A 21,938-nucleotide genomic window follows, 5' to 3' on the forward strand; every position below is an offset into this window, starting at 1 on the left:
AATCAGACCTCGCTGCCTTGCGTCGCCGAATAGCCGAGTCTGTAAGACAAATCGGAAGCGGTTTGACGCAAGGTCAGTGCGAGTTCGCCATCCCACCGCGTATCGAACGTCCCGGCCGGACCGACAAGCGTGATTGCAAGAGCAATAGTCCCATTGAACATGAAGACGGGGGCCGCAATCGCGTTCACACCGGGCAGCGGATGACCCGACGTTCGCGTCATCCCTTCTTCGCGAATCTTCTCGTACTGACGGAAGAGCTCCTGTTTGTCTGCACTTTTAAGGTTGAGGGCGCCGCTCAGCCGAATCCCCTCGTCTTCCAATGCCTTGTGAACCAGCGGCTCCGGCATGTAAGCGCCAAAGAGTCGGCCCGTCGCTGTATTGACGAGTGACATAATGGTTCCAACTCGCAGGGTAAGATGGAGCGGATACGAGGGGTCTTCCTGCCGAACCACCACCGGTCCGTTTGGTCCCCAAGTAGTGAGGAACACGCTCTGACCCGTCTTTGAAGCAAGCGCCAAGACGTCCTGCTCCGCTTCTCTGAGGGGATTTAGACGTTGCAGTCCGTAGAGGCCAAGTCGCAGAGCGAGGGCGCCGGGCGCGTAGTCGCCCGACGGCTCTACCCGGTGCACCAGTTGGAGCTTGATAAGACTCACGAGGTAGGGAAACAGCTTGGCGGGGGGCATGCCCGTAACCTGCGCAATCTCTTTGAGCGCCATCGGCGAATCCGAGTGAGTCAGCGCAAGCAGAATTTCGCTGCCGACTTCGACAGACTGGATTCCTCGTTGGGCCTTTTCGGTGCTATCGGTGTCCATGCGTGTTCTTCCAGCAGTTTGCCGCTCAGAAAAGGCTTCCTCGTCGTGTTCGAGGAGCCGGTAAAATCCCCATACTACCCATAAAGCTCGTGCAGCAGAGGATTGCATGGTAACGAAGCAGCGTACAAAAGAAAATCCGGAAAGTCACGATTCAAGTGTCCGGAAGGAGCAACGCGGCATCCAGAGTATGGAAGTTGGCGGTCGCTTCCTTCAGTATCTTGCAGACGCAGGTGAGCCCGTCACGCTTGCAGAGCTCAGTGCGCGCAGCGGCATCCCAACTAACCAGGTCTTCACGTATATGGTCAGCCTTCTGCGGACCGGTCTTGTGAAGAGGGACCCTGTTACGTCACGCTTCGAACCTGGACCACTCTCCTTGCGCATGGGATTGCACGCACTGCGGATGGTCCCGGCCGTTCGCAATGCCATGCAGCCATCCATCGACCTTGCGACCAAAGTGGAGCAGAGCGTGCTTCTCGCTGCTTGGGGCGACCGGGGACCTACCGTCTTGCAAAGCATCGAGCCAGCCGCGTCGTTGCATGCAGGTATCCACGTCGGCACCGTGATGTCCCTTGCGCATTCGACTACAGGCCGAGTATTCGCGGCTTTCAAAGAGGCACCGCAGCTCGACCAGCTTGTGAAGAACGATATCGGAGCTCAGACTCCTGAGGGCGAACTTCTGAGCGGTACGCAGTTCGAGAACATCCTTGCCGACATCCGAAAGCGAGGTCTCGCTCGCGGCGAGGGGATGCCGATTCCCGGAATCAACAGCATTAGCGCGCCGGTATTTGATGGCAGCGGAGAGATTGTTCTCGTTCTGACGCTGTTCGGCGTTGCAGGGACATTCGACGTCGCTTGGAAGGGCACGCTGGCAACGAGCCTCCTGCAGACGACGAGGCTGCTGACAGAACAGAACGCCAGTTCCAACCCTGCCATTAGTTAGCGCGTTACGGGTCGCTGACTTTTCATCGCACGCCTCCTCCTTGCTCCTTTGAGCACGCTTTTTTCGCATCTCCTGTCCCGTCGCGGTGGCGCTTAACGCGCCTCCGGTGAGCAATTGCCCACTTACCGCCGCGTCAGTGTTATCCCTCATCAGCTCCCGACGTTTCTCTCAACGAAAACTCACCGGCCGCCCGAAGCGGCTTGAAGCATGGGCCTCGACCGTCCAAGGCCCGTGGTTCCCGACGCAGTTCGCTTTCAGGCTGGCGTAAAGAAGCAAACGAATTTGGCGCACCAAGTCGTGAACGTGCTCCGCTGTCCTCCTATAGTCGGCGCAGAGATGTTGATTCGATGCTGGCTCAAAGGACCAGATTCAAAAAGGAGGAGACGATGAAGACGCTTTTTGCATGTTCCGCAGGTGCACTTGTTGGCGTTGTTGTCGCAGCGACGACGTCTGTATCGATGGCAGCTGAGTCGATTTCAGTCCAGAAACAGGCCGACATTACGACGATGTGCGGCAGTAAGCCGATGGTCGTTGGTTTGTCAGATGGCTACGGTGGCAACACGTGGCGGAAGACAGCAATCGCTGAGTTGAAGGATGAGGTCGGTCGCTGCAAGAACCTCAAGCGCTTCATTTATATGAATGCGAACGGGGACCAGCAGAAGGCGAACTCCGACATTAACAGCATGGTCGCACAGGGCGTTAATGTGCTCATTGTCTATCCTGACTTCGGCGCAGCCCAGATTCCAGCAATGCGCGCTGCCACTCGCGCAGGCGTTACCGTCATCCCATACATGGCAGAGCTGCCCGGTGTCCCAGGGAAGGACTACGCGGCGAACGTCAGCGTGGACCTGCTGCGGGTGGGCGGCGCGTGGGCTGATTGGTTTGGCCAAAACCTGAAAAAGGGCAACGTCGTCTTCCTTGGCGGAATCCCCGGCGCCCCGGCCTCGCAGACATTCCTCGAGGGTTTCAAAACGCACCTGTCAAAGTACCCGGAACTGAAGCTGGTGCAGAACGATTTCGTGGTGACGAACTGGAACCCAATCGATGCTCCCAAAGCTGTTGAAGGCGTGATTGCGAAGTACCAGAAAATTGATGGACTCGCTGCCGACTACGGTGTCACTGCGCTTGCCGCTGTCAAAACCTTCCAGCACGCGAACTTGCCGATTCCTGCCATCGCAACGGGTTCCAGCAATAATGAACTGAGCTGTAAGTACGCGTCGATGAAGGAAGCCGGCAAGCCGTTCCCGTACTATTCGCTCGATGGTATGACGACGGTCATTCGATTCGCTGCCCGCCGCGGAGTTGCCACTTACCAAGGAACGACGGATAGCGAGCCCCTCAAGGTCTTCCCTTACACGTACGCAGACAGCGGTGCGGGTATTGCGCCCAAGTGCGACTCTGGCGCTCCGCCCGATGCGGATTTTTCCTCAAGTCTCACCGCCGACAAGCTTAAGGCAGTCTTTACGCAGTAGCGAAAGTCAAATAGACGTTTTCGTTTGCCATAAATAATTACGTAGCAGTACATATTTGTAGATTTTGAAAGGAGAAAACCGTGACTCATGAACTCAGTTTGGAAGAGCGCGTCAAGCGCATGGAAGACGTCGAAGCAATCAAGCAGTTAAAGGCGACATATGCACGCCACCTTGACGATGGCTACAACCCAGAGGGTATTGCTTCTCTGTTCACCGAAGATGGCCTTTGGCTAATCAAAGGCGTTGGTGGCGAAGCGAAAGGAAGAGCGGGCATCAAGCACCATTGCCGGAATCTCAAGGAGGGCATCGCCTGGGGGCAGCACAACATCTCGTCACCGCTAGTCACGCTTAGTGCCGACGGAAAGCGCGCTGACGCGACTTTCTATCTTGTCTGCCTGCTGACAATGGCCTCTTCGCCACAAAAGCCGGAGCAGGAAGCGTTCGTTCTAGCGGGTAAATACAGCGACAAGCTGGTGAAGGTAGGCGAGCAGTGGCTCTTTGAAGAAATTACCGGAACCATCGACCAGTCGTCGCCGTGGACTGAAGGCTGGGTAAAGGCGCCGTTTGTGAAGGAATCGTGGTAAGCGGTCTTCCGAATCAGAGTTGAGCGAGCAGTGCCGTGGGACGAAGTCCTATTCCTCGGCACTGCATCACGCACTACGAGTTCTCGAAATTACGAAGTGAGGTATCGATGAGTAAATTGCTCGAAAGCTACGATATGAATGGAACGCAACTGGCGAACCGCGTTCTCATGGCACCGATGACAAGGTCTCGAGCACGCGACACTGTGCCGGATGCCAGCACCGCACTCTATTATCGCCAACGTGCTGGTGCGGGCCTGATAGTGACTGAAGGCTCCCAGATTTCGGTGGAAGGGACGGGCTACCTCTTCACCCCGGGGATTCATACGCCGGAGCAAATCAAGGGATGGCAGGCTGTGACCAAGGGTGTGCATGAGGAGGGCGGGAAGATTTTTATTCAAATCTGGCACGTCGGCCGAATCTCGCACGTCAGCTTGCAGAAGGATGGAGCTGTTCCGATTTCCTCGGTCGCAGTCCCCGCCAAGGGCTACAGCTGTTACGGATATGATGAACAGGGGCAGCCGGGACCCGTGCCTGTGAGCACGCCTCGGGCGATGACGAAGGAGGACATTGAGCGCGTTACCTCCGACTTCGTCACGGCGGCGAAAAATTCGATGGAAGCCGGGTTTGACGGAATCGAAATTCATGCGGCCAATGGGTACCTCTTCGAACAGTTCATCAGTGCAAGTTGCAACACCCGTACCGATGAATATGGCGGTAGCACTATGAATCGCTTGCGCTTCGTCCTTGACGCGGTGGACGCGATGTCTAAGGCTATCGGGAGCTGTCGGGTCGGCATAAGGTTGGCGCCATACGGTCGACTTCACGGCATGCACAGCTTTGACGATGAGGAGAATACGTGGCTCCTCTTGGCCGAAAAGCTCAGCGAGAGAAACCTTGCGTATGTCCATCTCAGCGACCAAGAGTCGCTGTGCAACATTGACCCAACTGTGGCGGCGATTCCAAAAGATTTTGTCAGGAAGTTCCGCAACGCTTACCAGGGTACGTTGGTAGTTGCGGGTTCGCTGACTCAAGAGACCGCCGAAGAGCTTGTGAAATCCGGAGTCGCCGACTTGGCTGGGTTCGGACGCCCGTTCATTTCGAACCCGGACCTTGTCGAGCGTTTCAGGAACAACTGGCCGCTGACACCGTTTGACCACGCCACCTTCTACGGCGGGGGAGACGAGGGCTATATCGACTACTCCGGCTACGAGCAAACTGCGGAAAGGGCGCTTCAAGAGAATTGAATCAAGATAGTCGTCGGAGTGAAGTCGGATGACGAACTCATCCGACTTTTTTTTCTTCCCTGCGCTGCAGCGTAATCATCTCGTCCGGCCAACTTGGCCGGCAAAGGTACGTGATTCTTTGTACGCGGCCAGTCTAGGTTCGTGCGAACCTGGCGGACTGCTTCATTACCAGGGCTGAAAAGGCGAGTGCGAGCACGAAAAGGCCGCAGCCAGACGTTAGGAAGACTGGTCGAGCTGAGAACCTGTCGATAAACCATGAAGCGCCGAGCACACCAAGCGACTGGCCAAAGAAGAGGCAACAGGAAAAGAGCGACACGGCGGTCCCTCGTGCGGAAGGGGCCATCTGCGTGGCGTGGGTTTGAAGGGTGTTATGCAAGGCGTAGAACCCAAAGCCCGCTAGAGCACAAGCCGGTAAAGCAATCTGCCACGAGTCGAGAAAAGCGAGCGCACCATAGGAGAGAGCGAGGCAAGCGCCTCCGACCCTTGCTAGCGCGCTTTCTCCGAGCCGTTGAACCAGGAAACGCGCCCATCTGCTATAGACAAGCCCGCCAACGCCATAGAGCGCAACAATTCCGCCGGCCTCCGCCATTGGGGTGTTAAACGCGGAGTGTAGAAAGCTCGGGATAAACGAAAGCGCACTGAAGGCAAGTGCTCCCTCAAAGAACGTGACGAGAAGTACCGTACGTGCCCACGGAATCAACAGCACCTCCGCCGCCCGACGACCGAAGCCTTTGTTGGTGCCAGCCTTCGATATGGACCTAGTGCTCCGGTCGACCATCACCAAGCTGCCTGCGACGAGAGAGATTGATGCCAGGAGCGCGAAGGAGACTCGCCAACTGAACGTCTGGGCCAGCAACGCGCCAAGCCATTGACCAGCAATCATGCCGAAGACTGTCGCTCCCAGCAGCTTTGCGAGAACCTCTTGTCGTCGGTCATATGGCACGGTATCGCCAATCCACGCCATCGTCAGCGGCACAATTCCCGCTGCGGCTGCGCCAGAGACTACGCGGGCGGCGACGAGCTGGTGTATCCCAGGAGCGAGGGCGGCTCCCACGTTTCCCAGCGTGCAGGCGAGAGTCGCAAGTGATACGACGAGAACTTTGCCGAAACGGTCCCCTAGCGGCCCGAAGAACAGCTGCATCAGGCCGTAAGCCAGGGCAAACGAAGAGATTGTCTGCGCCGCGCTGCTGATGCTCACCCCAAACTGCGCCTGCAGCGAAGGGAGCAGCGAATCGCACACTCTCATCGTAGCCATGCTGGTGAAACAGCATGTGCCGAGAAGCCAGAGCATCTTTCTTGACAGCCGGTCGTCCATCCGTGCACCTCTCTCGCCCATTTCGAGCTCAATCATCAGGCGAAACGCAGGACAGCCGCCGTGTTCGACCGAAGCGAGCCACCAACAGCGTTATTGTACATTGGCGTATGCATTCGCGTATGTGAAATATAAATTAGGGTGAACCCTCGCTTACCTTAGGCGGTGACGTGGTGTTCTCCGCGCCCGGGCGGGCGCGAATACGCATATTTCTTGGCGCGCAGAGACCATCGAATATGTCGTGCTGAGTCGCGAAGCTCAGCGTCTCCTTTCATATATTGATTGCAAGTCTGATGAAGACGCTTCAATCAGCGACCTGTGACCAAATAAGAGATGAGGAGACGATGAAAAATCTCTGTCTGTATTCCACGCGACTGCTTGCGCTCAGCTTTATTACTGCAGCGGCTTCGATGCCGGCCATGTCTGCCGAATCGGCTTTGGTGACAAACCAGGGCGATATCAGTTCGATGTGCGGCACGAAGCCGATGGTGGTTGGACTGTCGGACGGCTTCGGCGGCGTCACCTGGCGAAAGACAGCCGCAGCAGAATTGAAGGACGAGGTGAGCCGGTGCAAGAACTTCAAGAAGTTCATGTACACGAACGCGAACGGCGACCAGCAAAAAGCGAATTCCGACATCAACAGCATGGTTGCGCAAGGCGTGAACGTGTTGGTTGTCTTCCCTGACTTCGGCGCCGCACAGATTCCCGCAATGCGCGCCGCAACCAAGGCCGGTGTGACCGTCGTTCCTTACCTTGCCAAGATTTCCGGCAATGCAGGTAAGGACTATGCGGCTAACGTCACAGAGGACGTGTACCGAATGGGTCAGGTCTGGGCTGACTGGTACGGCGCGAATCTGAAGAAGGGCAACGTAGTGTTTCTCGGCGGTGCGCCGGGCGCCATGTCATCGCAAATCTTCCTGGATGGCTTCAAAACCCAGTTGGCGAAGTATCCGGACCTGAAGCTGCTCGACAACAATTTCATCGTCACGAACTGGAATCCGGTCGACGCGCAGAAAGCGGTGTCAGGCTTGATTGCAAAGTATCCGAAGATTGACGGCGTCGCGACCGACTACGGCGTGACGGCACTCGCTACCGTGAAGGCGTTCGAACAGGCACACCTGCCGGTCCCTGCGATTGCGACCAACGCGAGCAACAACGAGTTGAACTGCAAGTTCCTCGACATGAAAAAGGCCGGCAAGCCTTTCCCTTATTTCTCGCTCGATGGAACGACCTCGGTTATCCGATTTGCGGGTCGTCGCGGCGTTGCCGACTATCAAGGAACGAAGAATAACGAGCCTCTCGCCGCTTTCCCGGTTCCTTATGCGGATAGCGTGAAGAGCATGGACCCGAAGTGCGACCCGTCAGCACCTCCGGATGCCGACTTCTCGTCGGCGCTCCCCGCCGAAAAGCTCAAAGCCGTCTTTCAGCAGTAGTCCCATTCTAGCAAGGGCGGTGCCGAGACGGCTCTTAAGCCGTGCTTCACCGCCTTCGCTACCTGTCAGTTCGGTTCGGCAACGTTCCGAATGTATGAAACATTGCGAGGTTTCGACCGTTCCAAACGGCGCTCGCGATATGAAAAATTGGAGGCAAGCATGACTGACTACATCATCATCGGCGCGGGCTCTGCCGGCGCTGTTTTGGCACATCGACTGAGCGCCGACTCCAGCGTCAACGTCACCCTGCTCGAAGCGGGCGGCTGGGACAAGAGCCCGTTCATCCACATGCCGGCGGGTTACTTCCGGTTGATGCAGACCGGCCAGCTGGACTGGGGCTATCACACGGTTGCCCAAAAGCACATGAACAACCGCAAGATGTTCATTCCACGTGCTCGCAGCATCGGTGGTTGTACGACCGTCAACGGCATGATTTACACACGCGGCGACCACACCGACTACGACCATTGGCGTGACCTCGGTAACGAGGGCTGGGGCTACGACGATATCCTCCCGTACTTCAAGAAATCGGAAACTTGGTCTGGCGGAGAAACGGAAGTCCACGGCGGAAGTGGTCCTCTGAAAACCAGCCGATTTGGAATTCATAACCCGATTGCGCTCGCCTTCATTGAAGCAGGTAAGCAGGCTGGCTACAAGTACAACGACGATTTGAATGGCGGCAGCCAAGAGGGGTTCGGTCCCTGCGACAGCACGCTCGCCGATGGCGTTCGCTCGAGCGTAGGTCGTTGTTACATCGCACCGATTCGCGACCGCAAGAACCTCACGGTCATCACCGATGCTATTGCCTCTCGAATTCTCTTCGATGGCGACCGCGCCGTAGGTGTGGAGTACCTAGCTGGGAAGAAGTCGAAGAAGGTCTATGCGTCGCAGGAGGTCATCCTCTGCGGTGGCGCTTTCAATTCGCCGCACTTGCTGCAAATTTCCGGGGTTGGCGACCCGGAGCACCTTCAATCGATTGGGGTGCAAGCGGTTCATAAGCTTCCGGGCGTCGGAAAGAACCTCCAGGACCATGTGGGGTGCGGCCTGAAGCAACGAATCACTCAGCCGCTCTCCCTGCTCAAGCACCTCAACATTCTGAACTCAGCATCGGCGGTCGCGAAATACATGGCCACCAAGACGGGCCCGGCTTCATACCATGGCGTGGAAGCTCTGGCTTTCGTGAAAACAAACCCAGATGTTGTCGCGCCGGACATCCAGTTCCATCTGAACATGGTGATGTATGAAGACCATGGCCGGAAGATTTTCCACGAGGAGGGCGTGATGCCTTACTTCAACATCTCTCGTCCGCAGAGTCGCGGAACCGTTTTGGCCCGGTCTGCGGACCCGACCGCGCTGCCGGAAATCGACCCGAACTTCTTTGCCGTGCCCGACGATATTCGGGTAATGCGAGACGGTTTGCGAATCGCGCGTGAATTGATGGCGCAGAAGGCCTTCGACCCGTACCGCGGCGAAGAGTTTGGCCCAGGCAAGGAAGTCACGTCGGATGCGGCGTTGGACGAATACTTGAAGAACAAGAGCGAGAGCGTCTACCACCCGGTGGGCACCTGCAAGATGGGCTCCGATGACGAGGCCGTGGTCGATGCGCGCTTGCGGGTACGTGGTCTCCGTGGTTTGCGTGTTGTCGACGCGTCGATTATGCCGACGCTCACGAGCGGCAACACCAATGCTCCAACCATCATGATTGCGGAGAAAGCCGCGGACATGATTCTTTTCGATGCGACTGCCGGCAGCGCCGCGCGCCGGGCCGACCATCAGGTCGAGCAACTCGGAATCTAAGCAGCGTCAAAGCGGCGTCGGCGGATTGTCGAACGCCGCGATATGTCGCATTGGTCTTAACCAACGTTACAGGGAAGGGTAATGACTTCTTCAATTGCTGTTTTCGATACTGCGTCGAGTCTGTCGGAAGACACGAAGCGGTTCCTAGGAAAGAAACATCGGCTCTTCATCGGCGGCGAATGGGTCAATGCCTCGTCCGGCGCAACGCGTGAGGTCTTCGACCCTGCCACCGGAAGTCCGATTTCCACGATGGCCAATGGAGACGCGAAAGACGTTGACCTTGCCGTGACGGCAGCTCGCGAGGCATTCGAGAGCGGGCCGTGGCGGTCGATGTCGACCAGCGAGCGGGCCAAAATCATCTGGAACATTGGCGCCCTCATCGACGAACATGCTGAAGAACTCGCACAACTGGAAGTGCTCGACGAGGGCTCGCCCTACAACGTCGTTAAGAATTTCTACGTCCGACTTGGCGCGGAGCACTTCCGGTACTACTCGGGGTGGGCGACGAAAATTACGGGCACCACCGTCCCGGTCAACATGCCCGGAGAGTGGCATGCATACACCGTCCGAGAGCCAATTGGTGTCGTGGGCCAAATCATTCCCTGGAATGTCCCATTGCTCATGGCCGCGTGGAAATTGGCTCCGGCGCTTGCGGCAGGTTGCACAATCGTCCTCAAGCCGGCTGAAGACACACCGCTGACGGCCCTGCGCATTGCTGAGTTGTGTCAAAAAGCGGGCGTGCCGCCGGGCGTCCTCAACGTCGTGACTGGTGATGGCATCGCGGGCGCCGCCCTCGTCGAGCATCCGGACGTCGACAAGGTCGCCTTCACCGGAAGCACTGATACCGGCAAGGCGATTGTTCGCGCGTCTGCGGGGAATCTGAAGCGGGTGACGCTCGAACTGGGTGGTAAGAGCCCGGTCTTTGTGTTCCCGGACGCAGACCTCACGCGAGCCATCCCGGGCGTCGCGGAAGCTGTTCTCTTGAACACTGGGCAAGCTTGTACGGCCGGTTCGCGTCTCTACATCCACGAGGATATCTACGACAAGGTCGTCGCCGGCGTGTCTGAGTATGCGGAGGCACTCAAGCTTGGTCACGGCCTGGACCCGCAGACGAACCTCGGACCGCTCATCTCGGACCGTCAGCTCGCGCGGGTCTCCAAGCTGCTTCAGGCAGGTATCGACGAGGGCGCGAAAGTGTATTCCGGCGGTGGCAAACCGGAGGGCGGCGGCTTCTTCATCCGTCCGACCGTTTTGACGGGCGTGAAACCCGGAATGACCGTGTACGAGCAAGAAATCTTCGGGCCTGTGATTTCCGCGATGAAGATGGACGGCGACAACCTGGATGCGCTTGTCCGCGAAGCCAATAACACAACGTATGGTCTCGCGGCCAGTGTTTGGACGCAGGACGTCAGCCTGGCCCACAAGCTGGCATCGCGCATCCGCGCTGGTGTGGTTTGGGTCAACAACCATAATCAAACGGATGCAGCCCTCCCTTTCGGCGGTTTCAAGCAGTCGGGCTGGGGACGAGAGATGGGCCTGAATGGCATCGAGGCTTATACCGAGTTGAAGTCGGTCGGCGTATACCTCGGCTGATTGTCGTTGCTCTGACCTCCCTGATGCACGGCGTAATGGTTGTGAACTCCGTGGCATCAGGGAAGGCCTCCGTTTGATGTGCCCAATCATAAAGGAGACAAAAGCGTGGAAGGCTTGCAGAACAAGACGATTGTTATCACCGGCGGCGCTGGAGGCATCGGACTTGCCACGGTGCGATGCTTGGCAGACTCGGGCAGCCGAGTAGTGATGACTGACCTGGTCTCGAGCGACGGTGAGCGGTTGGCGGCAGAGGTCGATGCCGGCCGTGACCTGGTCCACTTCATGCCTATCGACGTCACCAGTGCCGACTCGTTGACGCGTACGGCAGACGAGGTGGTTCGCCGCTTTGGCGGAGTGGACGGCGTCGTCGCCAACGCTGGTATTGCTGTGATGTCAGATGCCTTTGCCTACACGGAAGCATCATGGCGTCAGACCATGTCCATCAATCTCGACGGCTGCTTCTTCACGGCGCAATCGTTCGCGCGTCACATGCGCGAACGCGGGGGAAGCATCGTTCTAATTTCGTCAATCGCCGCTCGCACAGTTGTTCGGCCCGAGAAGTGCGCGGCCTACAGCGCAACGAAAGCGGCGGTTGAACATCTTGCTGCTTTGCTGGGCGTCGAGTGGGCAAGCGACGGAATCAGGGTGAACGCCGTGGGGCCGGGGCGAACCGAAACCCCGATGATTGAGCGTATTGCGAAGGAGGCGCCGGAAATGGTCGCAACCTGGATGGACCAGGTACCGATTGGGCGCTTGATTCGACCCGAGGAAGTGGCAAACGCAGTAGCGTTTTTCCTCTCGGATTTGTCCAGTGGCTGTAACGGCACGACGCTGATGGTCGACGGCGGCTACGACAAGACGTGACATGCCCTCTAGCTTGTTGGGTGCCGTGCTCCTGCGGCACTTTAAGGCATCCATAGCCGCGTGGATGCCTTTTTTTAGTTTTAGGCGCCAACGGCCCGACGACAACCGCCGCCGTCGAGCGCGAGCGTCACGCGGCTCTTCGCTTCACGAGGGTGTTGGGAGCTATTCCATAAGTCTTCTTGAAAGCTCGGCTGAAGTGCGAAAAATCGCTGAACCCGCATGCCATGGCTACATCCGCGATGTGTTGAGCACGCCCCTCGGTAAGGGAAGCATGGCTAGTTTCCAATCGCTTCTGCCAAAGCCACCGAGCGGCAGTCGTTCCGTGCGCAGCGAAGATTCTATTGAGAGTGCGCCGGGAGACGCCTATGGCGTTCGACACCTTCTCGACATCGAGCTCCGAGTCACCGAGATTTGCCTCGATATAGTTCTTGGCTTTCTGCAAGACGTCGCCGTGCCGCTCGAGCGCCCCCTTTGCACCATTGAATTCGGTTTCGACAGAGGCAGCGAAAATGTCGATGACTGAGGCGGCGAGTTTGGAAGCAGCACATGGCTGCAACTCGGCGTCAATGTCGGCGGCACCGCGGATAACCGCGCCCGCCAGCGCTCCCATGGTCGATTGCCCGTTCAGCGCAATGGCAGTCAGCCTTTCTGCATCGGATAACCGGCAGAGCAGCTGTTTGCGCGGAATCTTCAGCAGAATGATGCGATATTCGGACGAGAAGCTGTATTTGAACGCGCGAGCCGTGTCGTAGAGGACGATGTCCCCGACGTTCTGTACTGTGTGGCGGCCGCTTTGCTCAAGCGAAGCTTGGCCCTCGACCAGCAGGCTAGCTAGGAACTCATCGCTCGGAGTGCGACTCAGGTCGCTGGACGTCCGTACGTACTGCAAGCCCGGCGCCGCGATATCGCCGACGCCGAGATTTCCCAGTGGCTTCTGGGTGACGCGCGCCCGGAACACGTCCTGAGCGTCTTCGTAAGAAGGCAGGTCGACGTGGCAATACAGGCGGCAAATGACGTCGTGATAGTAGGCCAGCCTTTCGCGGGCCATCACAGCTGATGTATCGAACTGTTCAATCATAACGTGGCATGTAATAGAGGTCTGTCGCGCGAGCGCGCCGAACGATGCAACTTGTACATATGCAAAGTAAATTGAAATGATTGAATTTGGTATGCGAGCAAACCCGCACTAATACATTTGTGAAACAGATACTTAACGTCGGCGAACCAGGCGAGCCGAGGCTCCGCGCACGAAACCCACCTTACCTTTCAGACGTCTGACTTGCCTGCGCGCGCCTAGGCAACGACCAGTCTACCTACGTGGCGCGTTTGGTCCAGTGAATCTGTCGTGCTGAGTCGCGAAGAACTGGACCGGCTCTCATATATTCGTCGAAAAGAGAGACGGGAAGCCGCCGGTACATCCCGCCTCCTAAAACAAGGAGACGTTTCATGCGACTGCTCTTTTGCTGTCTTGGGTAGCTAAGGCAGTCAGGGCGGGCCTATCGGAAGTGAAGCTCTCCAGTCGATTCAACAGTCTCGTCAGCTCGTTACACGAGAATCAATCGGGTGCCGTTCAGATTCGGTGAACAAGACACGATTCAAGGAAAAGTTCCGTGAGCGGCGGAAAGGTCTGAAAGATTTGGTTTCCTAAATACATAAGCGTAGATAAGTTCGTTGCTAAACATTCTCAACAGGGAGACGGACATGGAAGGTTCACGGTTCACTCAGGAGCAGCGCCTTAGTCGCCTCGAGGACATCGAGGCTATCAAGTATCTGAAGGCTCAATACGCGGAACATCTTGATAACGGATATGACCCTGAGGGCGTAGCTTCGCTCTTCGTGGACGACGGTCTTTGGCTCATCAAAGGTGTTGGTGGTGAGGCGAAAGGAAAGGAGGCAATCAAGCAGCACTGCCGCAATTTGTCCGCGAACATCACCTGGGCTCTGCATAACATCGTGTCGCCGGCGGTTGACGTTGACCCCGACGGTATTCATGCGACTGCGAGCTTTTACCTGGTCTGTTTCGTATCGATGGCGGCAAGCGAGCTGTCCCCGCAGGGCGAGGCGGTGTTCATTGCAGGGAAGTACAAAGACAAGCTCGTCAAAGTTGACGGTAAGTGGTACTTCGAGGAAATCACGGGCGTCGTTCAGCAGTCTTCACCGTGGACCGACGGCTGGGTCAAGAACCCCTTTGTCAAAGAGAGCTGGTGACTGGCAGAGGCCGTCGAGGCTTACGCCATCTGACGCATGGTCTTCGGCGCCAACCGGCGCCGAAGCCATGCCGACCCGCATACGAAGGGTCGACATTTTCGACAGACGCAATAGAGGAAGAGTATGAGCCCACTACTTGAAAGCTACACGATGGGTGATATTGAACTGGCAAACCGGGTTGTTATGGCGCCGATGACGCGATGCCGGGCGAAGACAACAAACCCTGATGCGCAGACCGAGCTCTATTACCGGCAGCGGGCCGGTGCCGGACTGATTATCAGCGAAGGAACCCAAATTTCGGCAGAGGGTACTGGCTACCTCTATACGCCTGGCATCTACACGCCTGAGCAGATACGGGGCTGGACACAGGTGACCAGTGCTGTTCACGAGGAGGGCGGGAAGATGTTCGCCCAGCTCTGGCATGTTGGCCGAATGTCGCACACCAGCCTGCACCAGGGGCAGCCCCCTGTGTCATCGGTAGCGGTCGCAGCAAAAGACAGCAACTGCTATGCGTACGGTGAGAACGGGGAGCCTGGTCCCGTTCCGGCGAGCCAACCCCGTGCTCTCGCCACCGAAGAGGTCGCCCGGATTACGGCCAACTTCGTGACAGCCGGCGTGCAAGCAATTGCGGCGGGATTCGATGGAGTAGAGATTCACGGCGCGAACGGATACATCTTTGACCAATTCGCCAACGGCGCGCTGAATACGCGAACCGACCAATATGGCGGAAGCACGATGAATCGGTTGCGGTTCACGTTGGAGACGGTGGACGCCCTCGCTTCGAAGATTGGCAGTACCCGGGTAGGCATCCGTCTGTCGCCATTTGGAAGGCTTTACGACATGCAGCCGTTCGATGACGAGGAAAACACCTGGTTGACCCTCGCGCGAGAGCTGAGCGCCCGGAACCTCGCATACGTGCATCTCAGCGACCAGACCGCGTTCACAAGTCTAGGAATCAGCCGTGAGTTTCTCGGCAGCTTCCGAGATGCATACAACGGCACGCTCATCCTGACTGGTGCCCTCGACCAAGATACAGGCGAAGAGCTGATTGAGCTTGGGCTGACGGACCTCGCGGGATACGGACGTCCATTCGTATCGAATCCTGACCTCGTCGAGCGCTTCCGCAACGGATGGCCGCTGAGCCCCATCGATATGACGACTCTCTATACCGGTGGCGAGAAGGGTTACGCAGATTACCCGTCCTACGCGGAGCAAGTTGAATCTACGCCCGTCGAGTCAGATTGACGGCGCAAAACATAACGACCTTCCGCGGCAGATTTCGAGAAAGACTGGAAGCCAGGCGAGTCATCGCAGTGGTCCCTCCAGTCAATCTAGGAAGGGCAGGAGACAATTATGGAACGAAAGATTGCGTTGCAGGTGGACCACGTAACGAAGGTCTTCCCTGGTGTGAAGGCGCTCGACGACGTCACCTTTGAGGTCGCCGTCGGCGAGGTGCACGGTCTAGTTGGTGAGAACGGTGCTGGAAAGTCGACCCTCATGGCGGTCGCGTCCGGGGCGCTCGTCCCGGAGGAGGGGCGCGTCATCATCAATGGCACGGAAACGGTGGGCGACACGGAAAAGGCGCGCGCCCTTGGTTTGGCAATTGTGCGTCAAGAACCAGCACTCATGCCCGACCTGACTGTGGCGGAGAATCTCTATCTTGGGGTTTCCGAGGCTGAGCGTCCCTCTTTGATGCGTGCGACGTCATGGGCGCAACGGCTGCTTGAACAGTGGAGCGATGATGTCGCCATCGACGCCTCCGAGCGGGTCGTTAGTCTCAATCCCGAGCAGCGATTCATCGTGGAAATCGTCAAAGCTCTGGCGACCAAGCCAAAGGTCCTCGTGTTGGACGAGCCGACCGAGCACTTGTTGGCCGAGGATGTCGAGCGTCTGTTCCAGCGCATTCGGAGCGTAACGTCTGGCGGATGCGCGGTCGTGTACATCTCGCACCGGATTCGAGAGGTGCAGCAAATCGCGGACAGACTGACAGTTCTTCGCGATGGACAAGGCCAAGGCACCTACGACGCTTCAAATCTTTCTGAGCAACAGATTGTTGAACTCATCGTTGGCGGTGCGCTCGACCGCGAATTCCCGCCAAAGGCGGCTGCGGGACGAACCGACATCGTGCTTGATGTCGCGGAGCTGAGAGGTCACGGATTCTCCGATGTGTCTCTCAAAGTGAGAAAAGGGGAGATTGTCGGGCTTGCAGGAATTGACGGTAATGGTCAGCGCGAATTCATGCGGGCTCTTGCCGGACTCAACCGTTGCCGTGGCGGTGTCGCCGTAAATGGCAAAAGCGCCTCTTTGCGCCAGTCGCAGGCCGCAACGCAAAGTGACATTCGCTACCTTCCCGGAGACCGCCATCGCGAAGGTATATTCGGTGACCTTTCAGTACGCGAAAATTTCTCCGTTCGTAGCTTGTCCTTCGACACGATGCGCGGTCTCATTCGCCCAAAGAGCGAGAGGCAACGCGCTCAAGAGGCTGTCACGAGCTTCGCTGTCAAGACTCCGACAATTGAAACGCCAATCCGCTCGCTCTCGGGCGGAAATCAGCAAAAATTGGTTCTCGCGAGCGTCCTGGCCAGTAAGCCCAAGGTGCTCCTGGTTGATGAGCCTACGCAAGGCGTCGACATTGGCGCGCGTATGGAAATCTATAAGGTGCTTCGGCAAGCCGCAACTGCCGGAACCGCTGTCATCGTCGTATCGTCGGACGCACAGGAAGTTGCAGGACTGTGTGACCGCGTGTTGATATTCTCGCGCGGCCACATTGTGAAGGAATTGCGTGCCGACGAAGTGAGCGAGAACAACATCACTTCTGAGGTGCTGACGGCAACGACGGAGCGCGAGCGCGGTTCGGCAAGCATCTCGCCGTTCTGGAAATGGGCAGCCGGCGACTGGGCACCTCTGGTCATGCTCGCACTTGTTATCTGCGCGCTGGGCCTTTATGCGGCGCAGGTCAACGAGAGCTATCTTTCCACTCGCAACCTCAGCGGGATGCTTGCGTTGGTGGCCACGCTCGCCATCGTGTCATACGGGCAGCAAGCCCTGATGCTCGTCGGTGGCATCGACCTGTCTGTCGGGCCGCTAATGGGCTTAATGGTCGTTATCCAGTCATTTTTCCTCAATGACGGGGCATCGCTTAGTCATCAGTTTGCAGGGTGGGTAATTGTTTTCGCCGTTGCAGTAGCGGTTGGGGTTCTTAATTGGCTGCTTGTAGACCCGTTCCGCCTGCATCCGATGGTGGCAACACTCGCAACCTACATGGCACTGCAAGCGGTATCGCTGCTGCTTCGCCCCATTCCCGGCGGCCTCATCTCGGATTCGGTGGTCGACGGCATTGGACTTCAACTCGGTTTCGTTCCGATTATCGCAATCGTCGCCGCCATCGTCGCTGTGGCCTTGGAATTTGGCCTCTTCAAAACGAAGTTGGGTCTGGCCTTCCGAGGAGTCGGTTCGAGGGCAGAGGCAGCTCGCATGGCCGGAGTTCGACCGCACTTGACTTTGCTCAGCGCGTATGTCGGCTGCTCGCTGCTTGCTGGTGTCGCCGCGGTGCCAATGATGGCACAAGTTGGCTCTGGCGACCCCAGCGCGGGAATCAACTACACCCTCGCAAGCGTCGCAGCCGTCGTGATTGGTGGTGCAAGCCTCTTTGGCGGTCGAGGTTCCTTCGTGGGGGCTCTCCTTGGCGCGCTGCTCATTACTCAGGTGAACGTTGTCACCTCGTTCCTCGACCTCGGCGATTCCTGGCAGTCGTATCTGCTGGGCGGGATGATTCTCGCGTCAGTGGCCCTTTATTCCAAGAGCAGAGAAATGGCGGTGGCGAAATGAGACATGTACCGACTCGAAACCAAGCGGAAGCAGTTCAGCGTCTCCCTCACCCGGCGGGCGCACTACCCAGTCCAAGGAAACTGCCGGCAATAGGAGAGTTCTCCTGGATTTGGATTGGTCTGGTTCTGTTGTTCGTGATTAGTGCGCTGGTGGCGCCTGGCACCATGACAAGAGGTTCAATCCTCGCGATGCTTCCGTTCGCGGGCATTCTGGCGATTGTTGCTACCGGACAGACGCTGGTCATCCAGCAGCGTGGCCTCGACATGTCGGCGGTAGGGATGGTCTCCCTGGCAGGGGTCCTGATGGCAAGGACCGGCTTCGGATTCGATTCAATCGTGCTCGCCGCGGTCTTCACGGTCGCAGTGGGTGCACTCGTCGGCATGATTAACGGGGCCCTCGTGTCGCGAGTAGCAATCACTCCGCTCGTCGCCACTCTCGCGGTAAACGCTTTGCTGATTGGTGTCGTGCGTTCGTTGACGGGGAACGTGCCTGTCAACGTACCTCCAATCATGCAGACCATATCGCACGCCCAGTACCTTGGTCTTCCAGCGAACGTCCTGTTTGCGGTTGTTTTCGTTGTTGCGGCGTGGATTATCACCCGCAAAACTTCGATTGGCAGGCGCTTTGTCGCGGTTGGAGTGAACCCTCGTGCGGCTGAAGCCGCAGGGGTGCGAGTACTCAAGTATCAGATTGGGGCGTATGTAGCGTCGGCGGTGTGCTTCTCGGCTGCTGGGATGTTGCTCGCAGGGTTCATTGGAAGCGCGTCTGCGTCTTCAGGCAATGACTACCTCATGCCTGCAATCGCGGCCGTCGTTGTCGGAGGAACTCCTTTCACGGGAGGGAAAGGGAGCGTTATCGCCAGCGCCGTCGCAGCGTTGTTCATGGCCCAACTGGGACAGATGGTGCTCGCTCTCGGTGCTGGAACCTCCGTCCAGCTACTCGTCCAGGCATGCGCCATTCTTCTCGCCACAACCGTTCGCTATCTGCCGTCCGCCGTCAAGACGCTGCGTAGCATGAAGCGCTAAAAAGCGTTGACATCGAAATGCCCCACATCCGTTCAACGCGGATGTGGGGCGCTGCAGTAACTCGTTGGTGTATTCCAAACAGGTTGCACCGACCCGGGAAGAGGGCGGGATGCAACATCGGAGACTTTTTTCAAAAACGGTAAGGAAAACGAAATGATTAAGAGAATCATGCTGGCGACCGCTCTTTTTGGGGCAGCCTGTGGCGCAAACGCTCAAAGCACCGTCACCCTGTACGGTCGTATCGCATCGGGTCTCGACTTCGTGACGAACGTTGCAACGCCAGATGGTCAATCAAAAAACAACTACCGTTTTGGCAGCAATCAATACGGTATCAGTTGGTGGGGTCTCAAGGGCGACGAGGACTTGGGCGGTGGATACCATGCGGTCTTCAATCTGGAAAGCATGTTCACGGCAGGGACTGGCACGCTGCCCGACTCCAGCACCTTGTTCAATCGATATGCTTATGTCGGGGTTGCTAATGAAAAGTACGGCTCTTTGTGGGCTGGCCGTGTGATGAGTCTCACCGACGAAACGGGATACTATTTGGACCCGTTCGGGGAGCAGGTGACCGGTATCGCGAACTTTGCAAAGGGCCGCGCATGGGGCTCGCGTGCGAACACCCTCACTTATAACTCGCCGAAGCTCGCTGGTTTCTCGTTCCGGCTACAGAATGGATTCGGCAATGAGGCGGGAAATTTCCGTGGCAACCGTCAGTTCAGCGTCAGTGCAAATTACTCGCTAGGTGGCTTCAACGGCTACGGCGTCTATGAAGAGGTTCGGGACGCGAACGGCAAGTTCTCCAGCCTCTACAACGCGTCGCGAGAATACATGATTGGCGCTACGTATCAGCTGAGCGCACTGAAGTTCTACACGGGCTATCAGCAGCTTGTGTCGTCCGGACAGGACACCATAACTGACGCGACGAATCCGTTCGGCGCAACCCGTAATCAGCAGGAATGGTTGGGCGCGACATACCAAGTCAATCCGGCGCTTGCTTTTCAAGCTGCATGGTTCCACGGGAACGTCAACCACGGCGGCGGCGGAGGTAACTTGGGCGTGATTGGAACGACCTACAACCTCTCCAAGCGGACCTTCTTGTACGCGACATTCGGTGCGATGTTCAACGGCGGCAACGCCAATTTCCCAGTCGAGACCGCCGACTCGTTGCCGTTGCCTGGTCATCATCAGCAGGGCGGCTACTTCGGGATGATGCACTACTTCTAAGGTCCTACGGCGCGGGAGGGTTAACCCTTATATGCGCATGTCCTAAAAGACTCCGCGGCGGCGCACCCGCCGCGGAGTAGTAAAAACCCTCATTATATATATGAGAATGTACGCGCTAATATGTAATTCAAGAAGCGCGGACTTGCCGAAGAGCGGTTTGCCTTCCAAGCATCGACGGAGGCCGGGAACAACTGGCAACGCTCTTTTATGAAGGCGCTCCGTTTGAAAAACACTGGACTGGAGCTCCTGATGACCACCCCGACCTCTGCTCGCACGGTTTCTTCGTCGACAAGTCCCACCGCACTAGACTCAGCGGATGACCGTCTTTTCCGAAAGGTGACGCTGCGCATCATTCCGTTCCTGTTCATCTGTTATGTCGTCGCCATTCTCGACCGGAACAATATCGGCTTTGCGCAGCTGCAGATGAAGCACGACCTGTCGTTGACGGATGCGATGTACAGTCTGGGCGCGGTGTTTTTCTTTTGCGGGTATGTGCTGTTCGAGGTGCCGAGCAACATGCTTTTGCATCGGTTTGGAGCTAGGAAGACCTTTTCGCGAATCATGCTTCTGTGGGGTGGTGCATCGGTGCTGATGGTTTGTGTCTCGACCACGACGCAGTTCTATATCCTGCGCTTCCTCTTGGGCGTGTTCGAGGCCGGCTTTTTTCCCGGCATTGTCTTCTATCTCACCTTTTGGTACCCGGCACGTCGTCGCTCAGGTGCACTTTCGGTGTTCTACGCTGGGGTCGCCGTAGCCGGAGTACTGGGTGGCCTTGTTTCCGGATGGATTATGCGGGGAATGGACGGCGCACTCGGTGTGCACGGCTGGCAATGGATGCTTGCGATTGAAGGCGCTCCGGCCGTTATCCTCGGCGTCGTCGCGTTCTTTTATCTGAAGGACAACCCCTCTGTCGCTTCTTGGCTCTCGGCCGGTGAGAAACGCCGCCTGCAGGACGCGCTCGCCGCGGACAGCAAGCCGTCCGGGCACAGTCACTCGCTTTTGGCGGCTCTGGGCAACCCGTACGTGTACGTCTTCGCCTTCGTGTACTTCTGCCTGACGTCCGCCATCTTGCTTCTGCTGTTCTGGATGCCCACGATGATTAAGGACTTCGGGGTCCAGGACATCGTTCAAATCAGTCTCTACTCGGCTATCCCGAATGCAATCGGTGCAGTGGGTGTTATCGTCATCGCACGGAGTTCGGACCGCCGAAATGAGCGGAAGTGGCATTTCGTTTTGTGTGGTATCGGGGCTGCTATCTCGCTGACGCTCCTTACCACTCACAATTTGAGCTTTAGTGCCGCGATGGGCCTTTTGACGGCTGCCGCTGTTCTGGTGTACGCGGCACATCCCATCTTCTGGTCGGTACCAGCGACGTTCTTCAGAGGCCCCAACGCGGCAGCTAGTATCGCTCTGGTCAGTAGCATCGGCGTGTCGAGCGGAACGATAACGCCATATCTCATCGGGTTGATTAAGACCTACACCGGAACCATGAGCAACGCCTTCTACTTCATCGCTGTTTTGTTGGTTTTCGCGTGTGTAGCGATGGCGCTTGCGTTGCGGTCGGAGGGTAAGTCGCGGGCCGCCACCCAATAATCTCAAGCG

General features: G+C 57.4%; 17 protein-coding genes. 14 read left to right on the forward strand and 3 right to left on the reverse strand.

The features are described from left to right. Positions 1-2: 2 nt before the first annotated feature. Positions 3-812 carry an IclR family transcriptional regulator gene (locus AWB78_RS28930; RefSeq protein WP_062609740.1) on the reverse strand — a complete coding sequence of 270 codons (810 nt, stop codon included), beginning with the start codon at positions 810-812 and terminating at the stop codon, positions 3-5. 106 nt (positions 813-918) lie between these two features. Here AWB78_RS28930 and AWB78_RS28935 point away from each other — a divergent pair, with 106 nt between their 5' ends. The 4 genes from AWB78_RS28935 to AWB78_RS28950 all read left to right on the forward strand — a co-directional run bounded on the left by AWB78_RS28935 (position 919) and on the right by AWB78_RS28950 (position 5,052). Further along, positions 919-1,752 carry an IclR family transcriptional regulator gene (locus AWB78_RS28935; protein WP_063959038.1) on the forward strand — a complete coding sequence of 278 codons (834 nt, stop codon included), beginning with the start codon at positions 919-921 and terminating at the stop codon, positions 1,750-1,752. Positions 1,753-2,138: 386 nt separating this feature from the next. Further along, complete coding sequence (locus AWB78_RS28940; RefSeq protein ID WP_062609819.1) at positions 2,139-3,224, forward strand: substrate-binding domain-containing protein; 1,086 nt, start codon at positions 2,139-2,141, stop codon at positions 3,222-3,224. An 80-nt stretch (positions 3,225-3,304) separates the two neighbouring features. Continuing rightward, complete coding sequence (locus AWB78_RS28945) at positions 3,305-3,808, forward strand: nuclear transport factor 2 family protein (protein WP_096031861.1); 504 nt, start codon at positions 3,305-3,307, stop codon at positions 3,806-3,808. Between the two features lie 107 nt (positions 3,809-3,915). Further along, positions 3,916-5,052, forward strand: coding sequence for an alkene reductase (locus tag AWB78_RS28950; RefSeq protein ID WP_062609744.1), 1,137 nt, complete (start codon positions 3,916-3,918; stop codon positions 5,050-5,052). A 133-nt stretch (positions 5,053-5,185) separates the two neighbouring features. Here the strand turns inward: AWB78_RS28950 and AWB78_RS28955 are convergent, their stop codons facing one another. Then, the gene (locus tag AWB78_RS28955) at positions 5,186-6,367 is read right to left on the reverse strand and encodes an MFS transporter (RefSeq protein ID WP_062609823.1); all 1,182 of its coding nucleotides are present in this window, start codon (positions 6,365-6,367) and stop codon (positions 5,186-5,188) included. Between the two features lie 341 nt (positions 6,368-6,708). Between AWB78_RS28955 and AWB78_RS28960 the strand changes: the two genes are divergently transcribed. From AWB78_RS28960 to AWB78_RS28975, 4 genes are all read left to right on the forward strand, one after another. Next, positions 6,709-7,797: a substrate-binding domain-containing protein gene (locus AWB78_RS28960; protein ID WP_062609746.1), complete on the forward strand. Its 1,089-nt coding sequence runs from the start codon at positions 6,709-6,711 to the stop codon at positions 7,795-7,797. Between the two features lie 159 nt (positions 7,798-7,956). Beyond that, a complete protein-coding gene (locus AWB78_RS28965; protein WP_062609748.1) occupies positions 7,957-9,594 on the forward strand; it encodes a GMC family oxidoreductase in 1,638 nt (545 codons plus the stop codon). 81 nt (positions 9,595-9,675) lie between these two features. Beyond that, the gene (locus AWB78_RS28970) at positions 9,676-11,187 is read left to right on the forward strand and encodes an aldehyde dehydrogenase family protein (protein WP_062609750.1); all 1,512 of its coding nucleotides are present in this window, start codon (positions 9,676-9,678) and stop codon (positions 11,185-11,187) included. Between the two features lie 105 nt (positions 11,188-11,292). Then, positions 11,293-12,051, forward strand: a complete 759-nt coding sequence (locus tag AWB78_RS28975; RefSeq protein WP_062609752.1) for an SDR family NAD(P)-dependent oxidoreductase — start codon at positions 11,293-11,295, stop codon at positions 12,049-12,051. 127 nt (positions 12,052-12,178) lie between these two features. Here the strand turns inward: AWB78_RS28975 and AWB78_RS28980 are convergent, their stop codons facing one another. Then, on the reverse strand, positions 12,179-13,129 hold the full coding sequence (locus tag AWB78_RS28980) for a helix-turn-helix domain-containing protein (protein WP_062609754.1): 951 nt from the start codon (positions 13,127-13,129) through the stop codon (positions 12,179-12,181). A 623-nt stretch (positions 13,130-13,752) separates the two neighbouring features. On the opposite strand from AWB78_RS28980, the gene AWB78_RS28985 reads away from it, so the two are divergent. From AWB78_RS28985 to AWB78_RS29010, 6 genes are all read left to right on the forward strand, one after another. After that, positions 13,753-14,259 carry a nuclear transport factor 2 family protein gene (locus AWB78_RS28985; protein WP_062609756.1) on the forward strand — a complete coding sequence of 169 codons (507 nt, stop codon included), beginning with the start codon at positions 13,753-13,755 and terminating at the stop codon, positions 14,257-14,259. Between the two features lie 123 nt (positions 14,260-14,382). Next, a complete protein-coding gene (locus AWB78_RS28990) occupies positions 14,383-15,504 on the forward strand; it encodes an alkene reductase (RefSeq protein ID WP_062609758.1) in 1,122 nt (373 codons plus the stop codon). Between the two features lie 108 nt (positions 15,505-15,612). Beyond that, a complete protein-coding gene (locus tag AWB78_RS28995) occupies positions 15,613-18,087 on the forward strand; it encodes an ATP-binding cassette domain-containing protein (protein ID WP_198399372.1) in 2,475 nt (824 codons plus the stop codon). 164 nt (positions 18,088-18,251) lie between these two features. Further along, entirely contained in the window at positions 18,252-19,112 is an 861-nt protein-coding gene (locus tag AWB78_RS29000) for an ABC transporter permease (RefSeq protein ID WP_232477926.1), read from the forward strand. Between the two features lie 153 nt (positions 19,113-19,265). Further along, entirely contained in the window at positions 19,266-20,336 is a 1,071-nt protein-coding gene (locus tag AWB78_RS29005; protein WP_062609764.1) for a porin, read from the forward strand. Positions 20,337-20,585: 249 nt separating this feature from the next. Further along, positions 20,586-21,929 (forward strand): MFS transporter, encoded by a 1,344-nt coding sequence (locus AWB78_RS29010; protein WP_062609825.1) that lies wholly within the window; start codon positions 20,586-20,588, stop codon positions 21,927-21,929. Positions 21,930-21,938 lie beyond the last annotated feature (9 nt).

The organism is Caballeronia calidae (assembly GCF_900044055.2).
Classification (GTDB): domain Bacteria; phylum Pseudomonadota; class Gammaproteobacteria; order Burkholderiales; family Burkholderiaceae; genus Caballeronia; species Caballeronia calidae.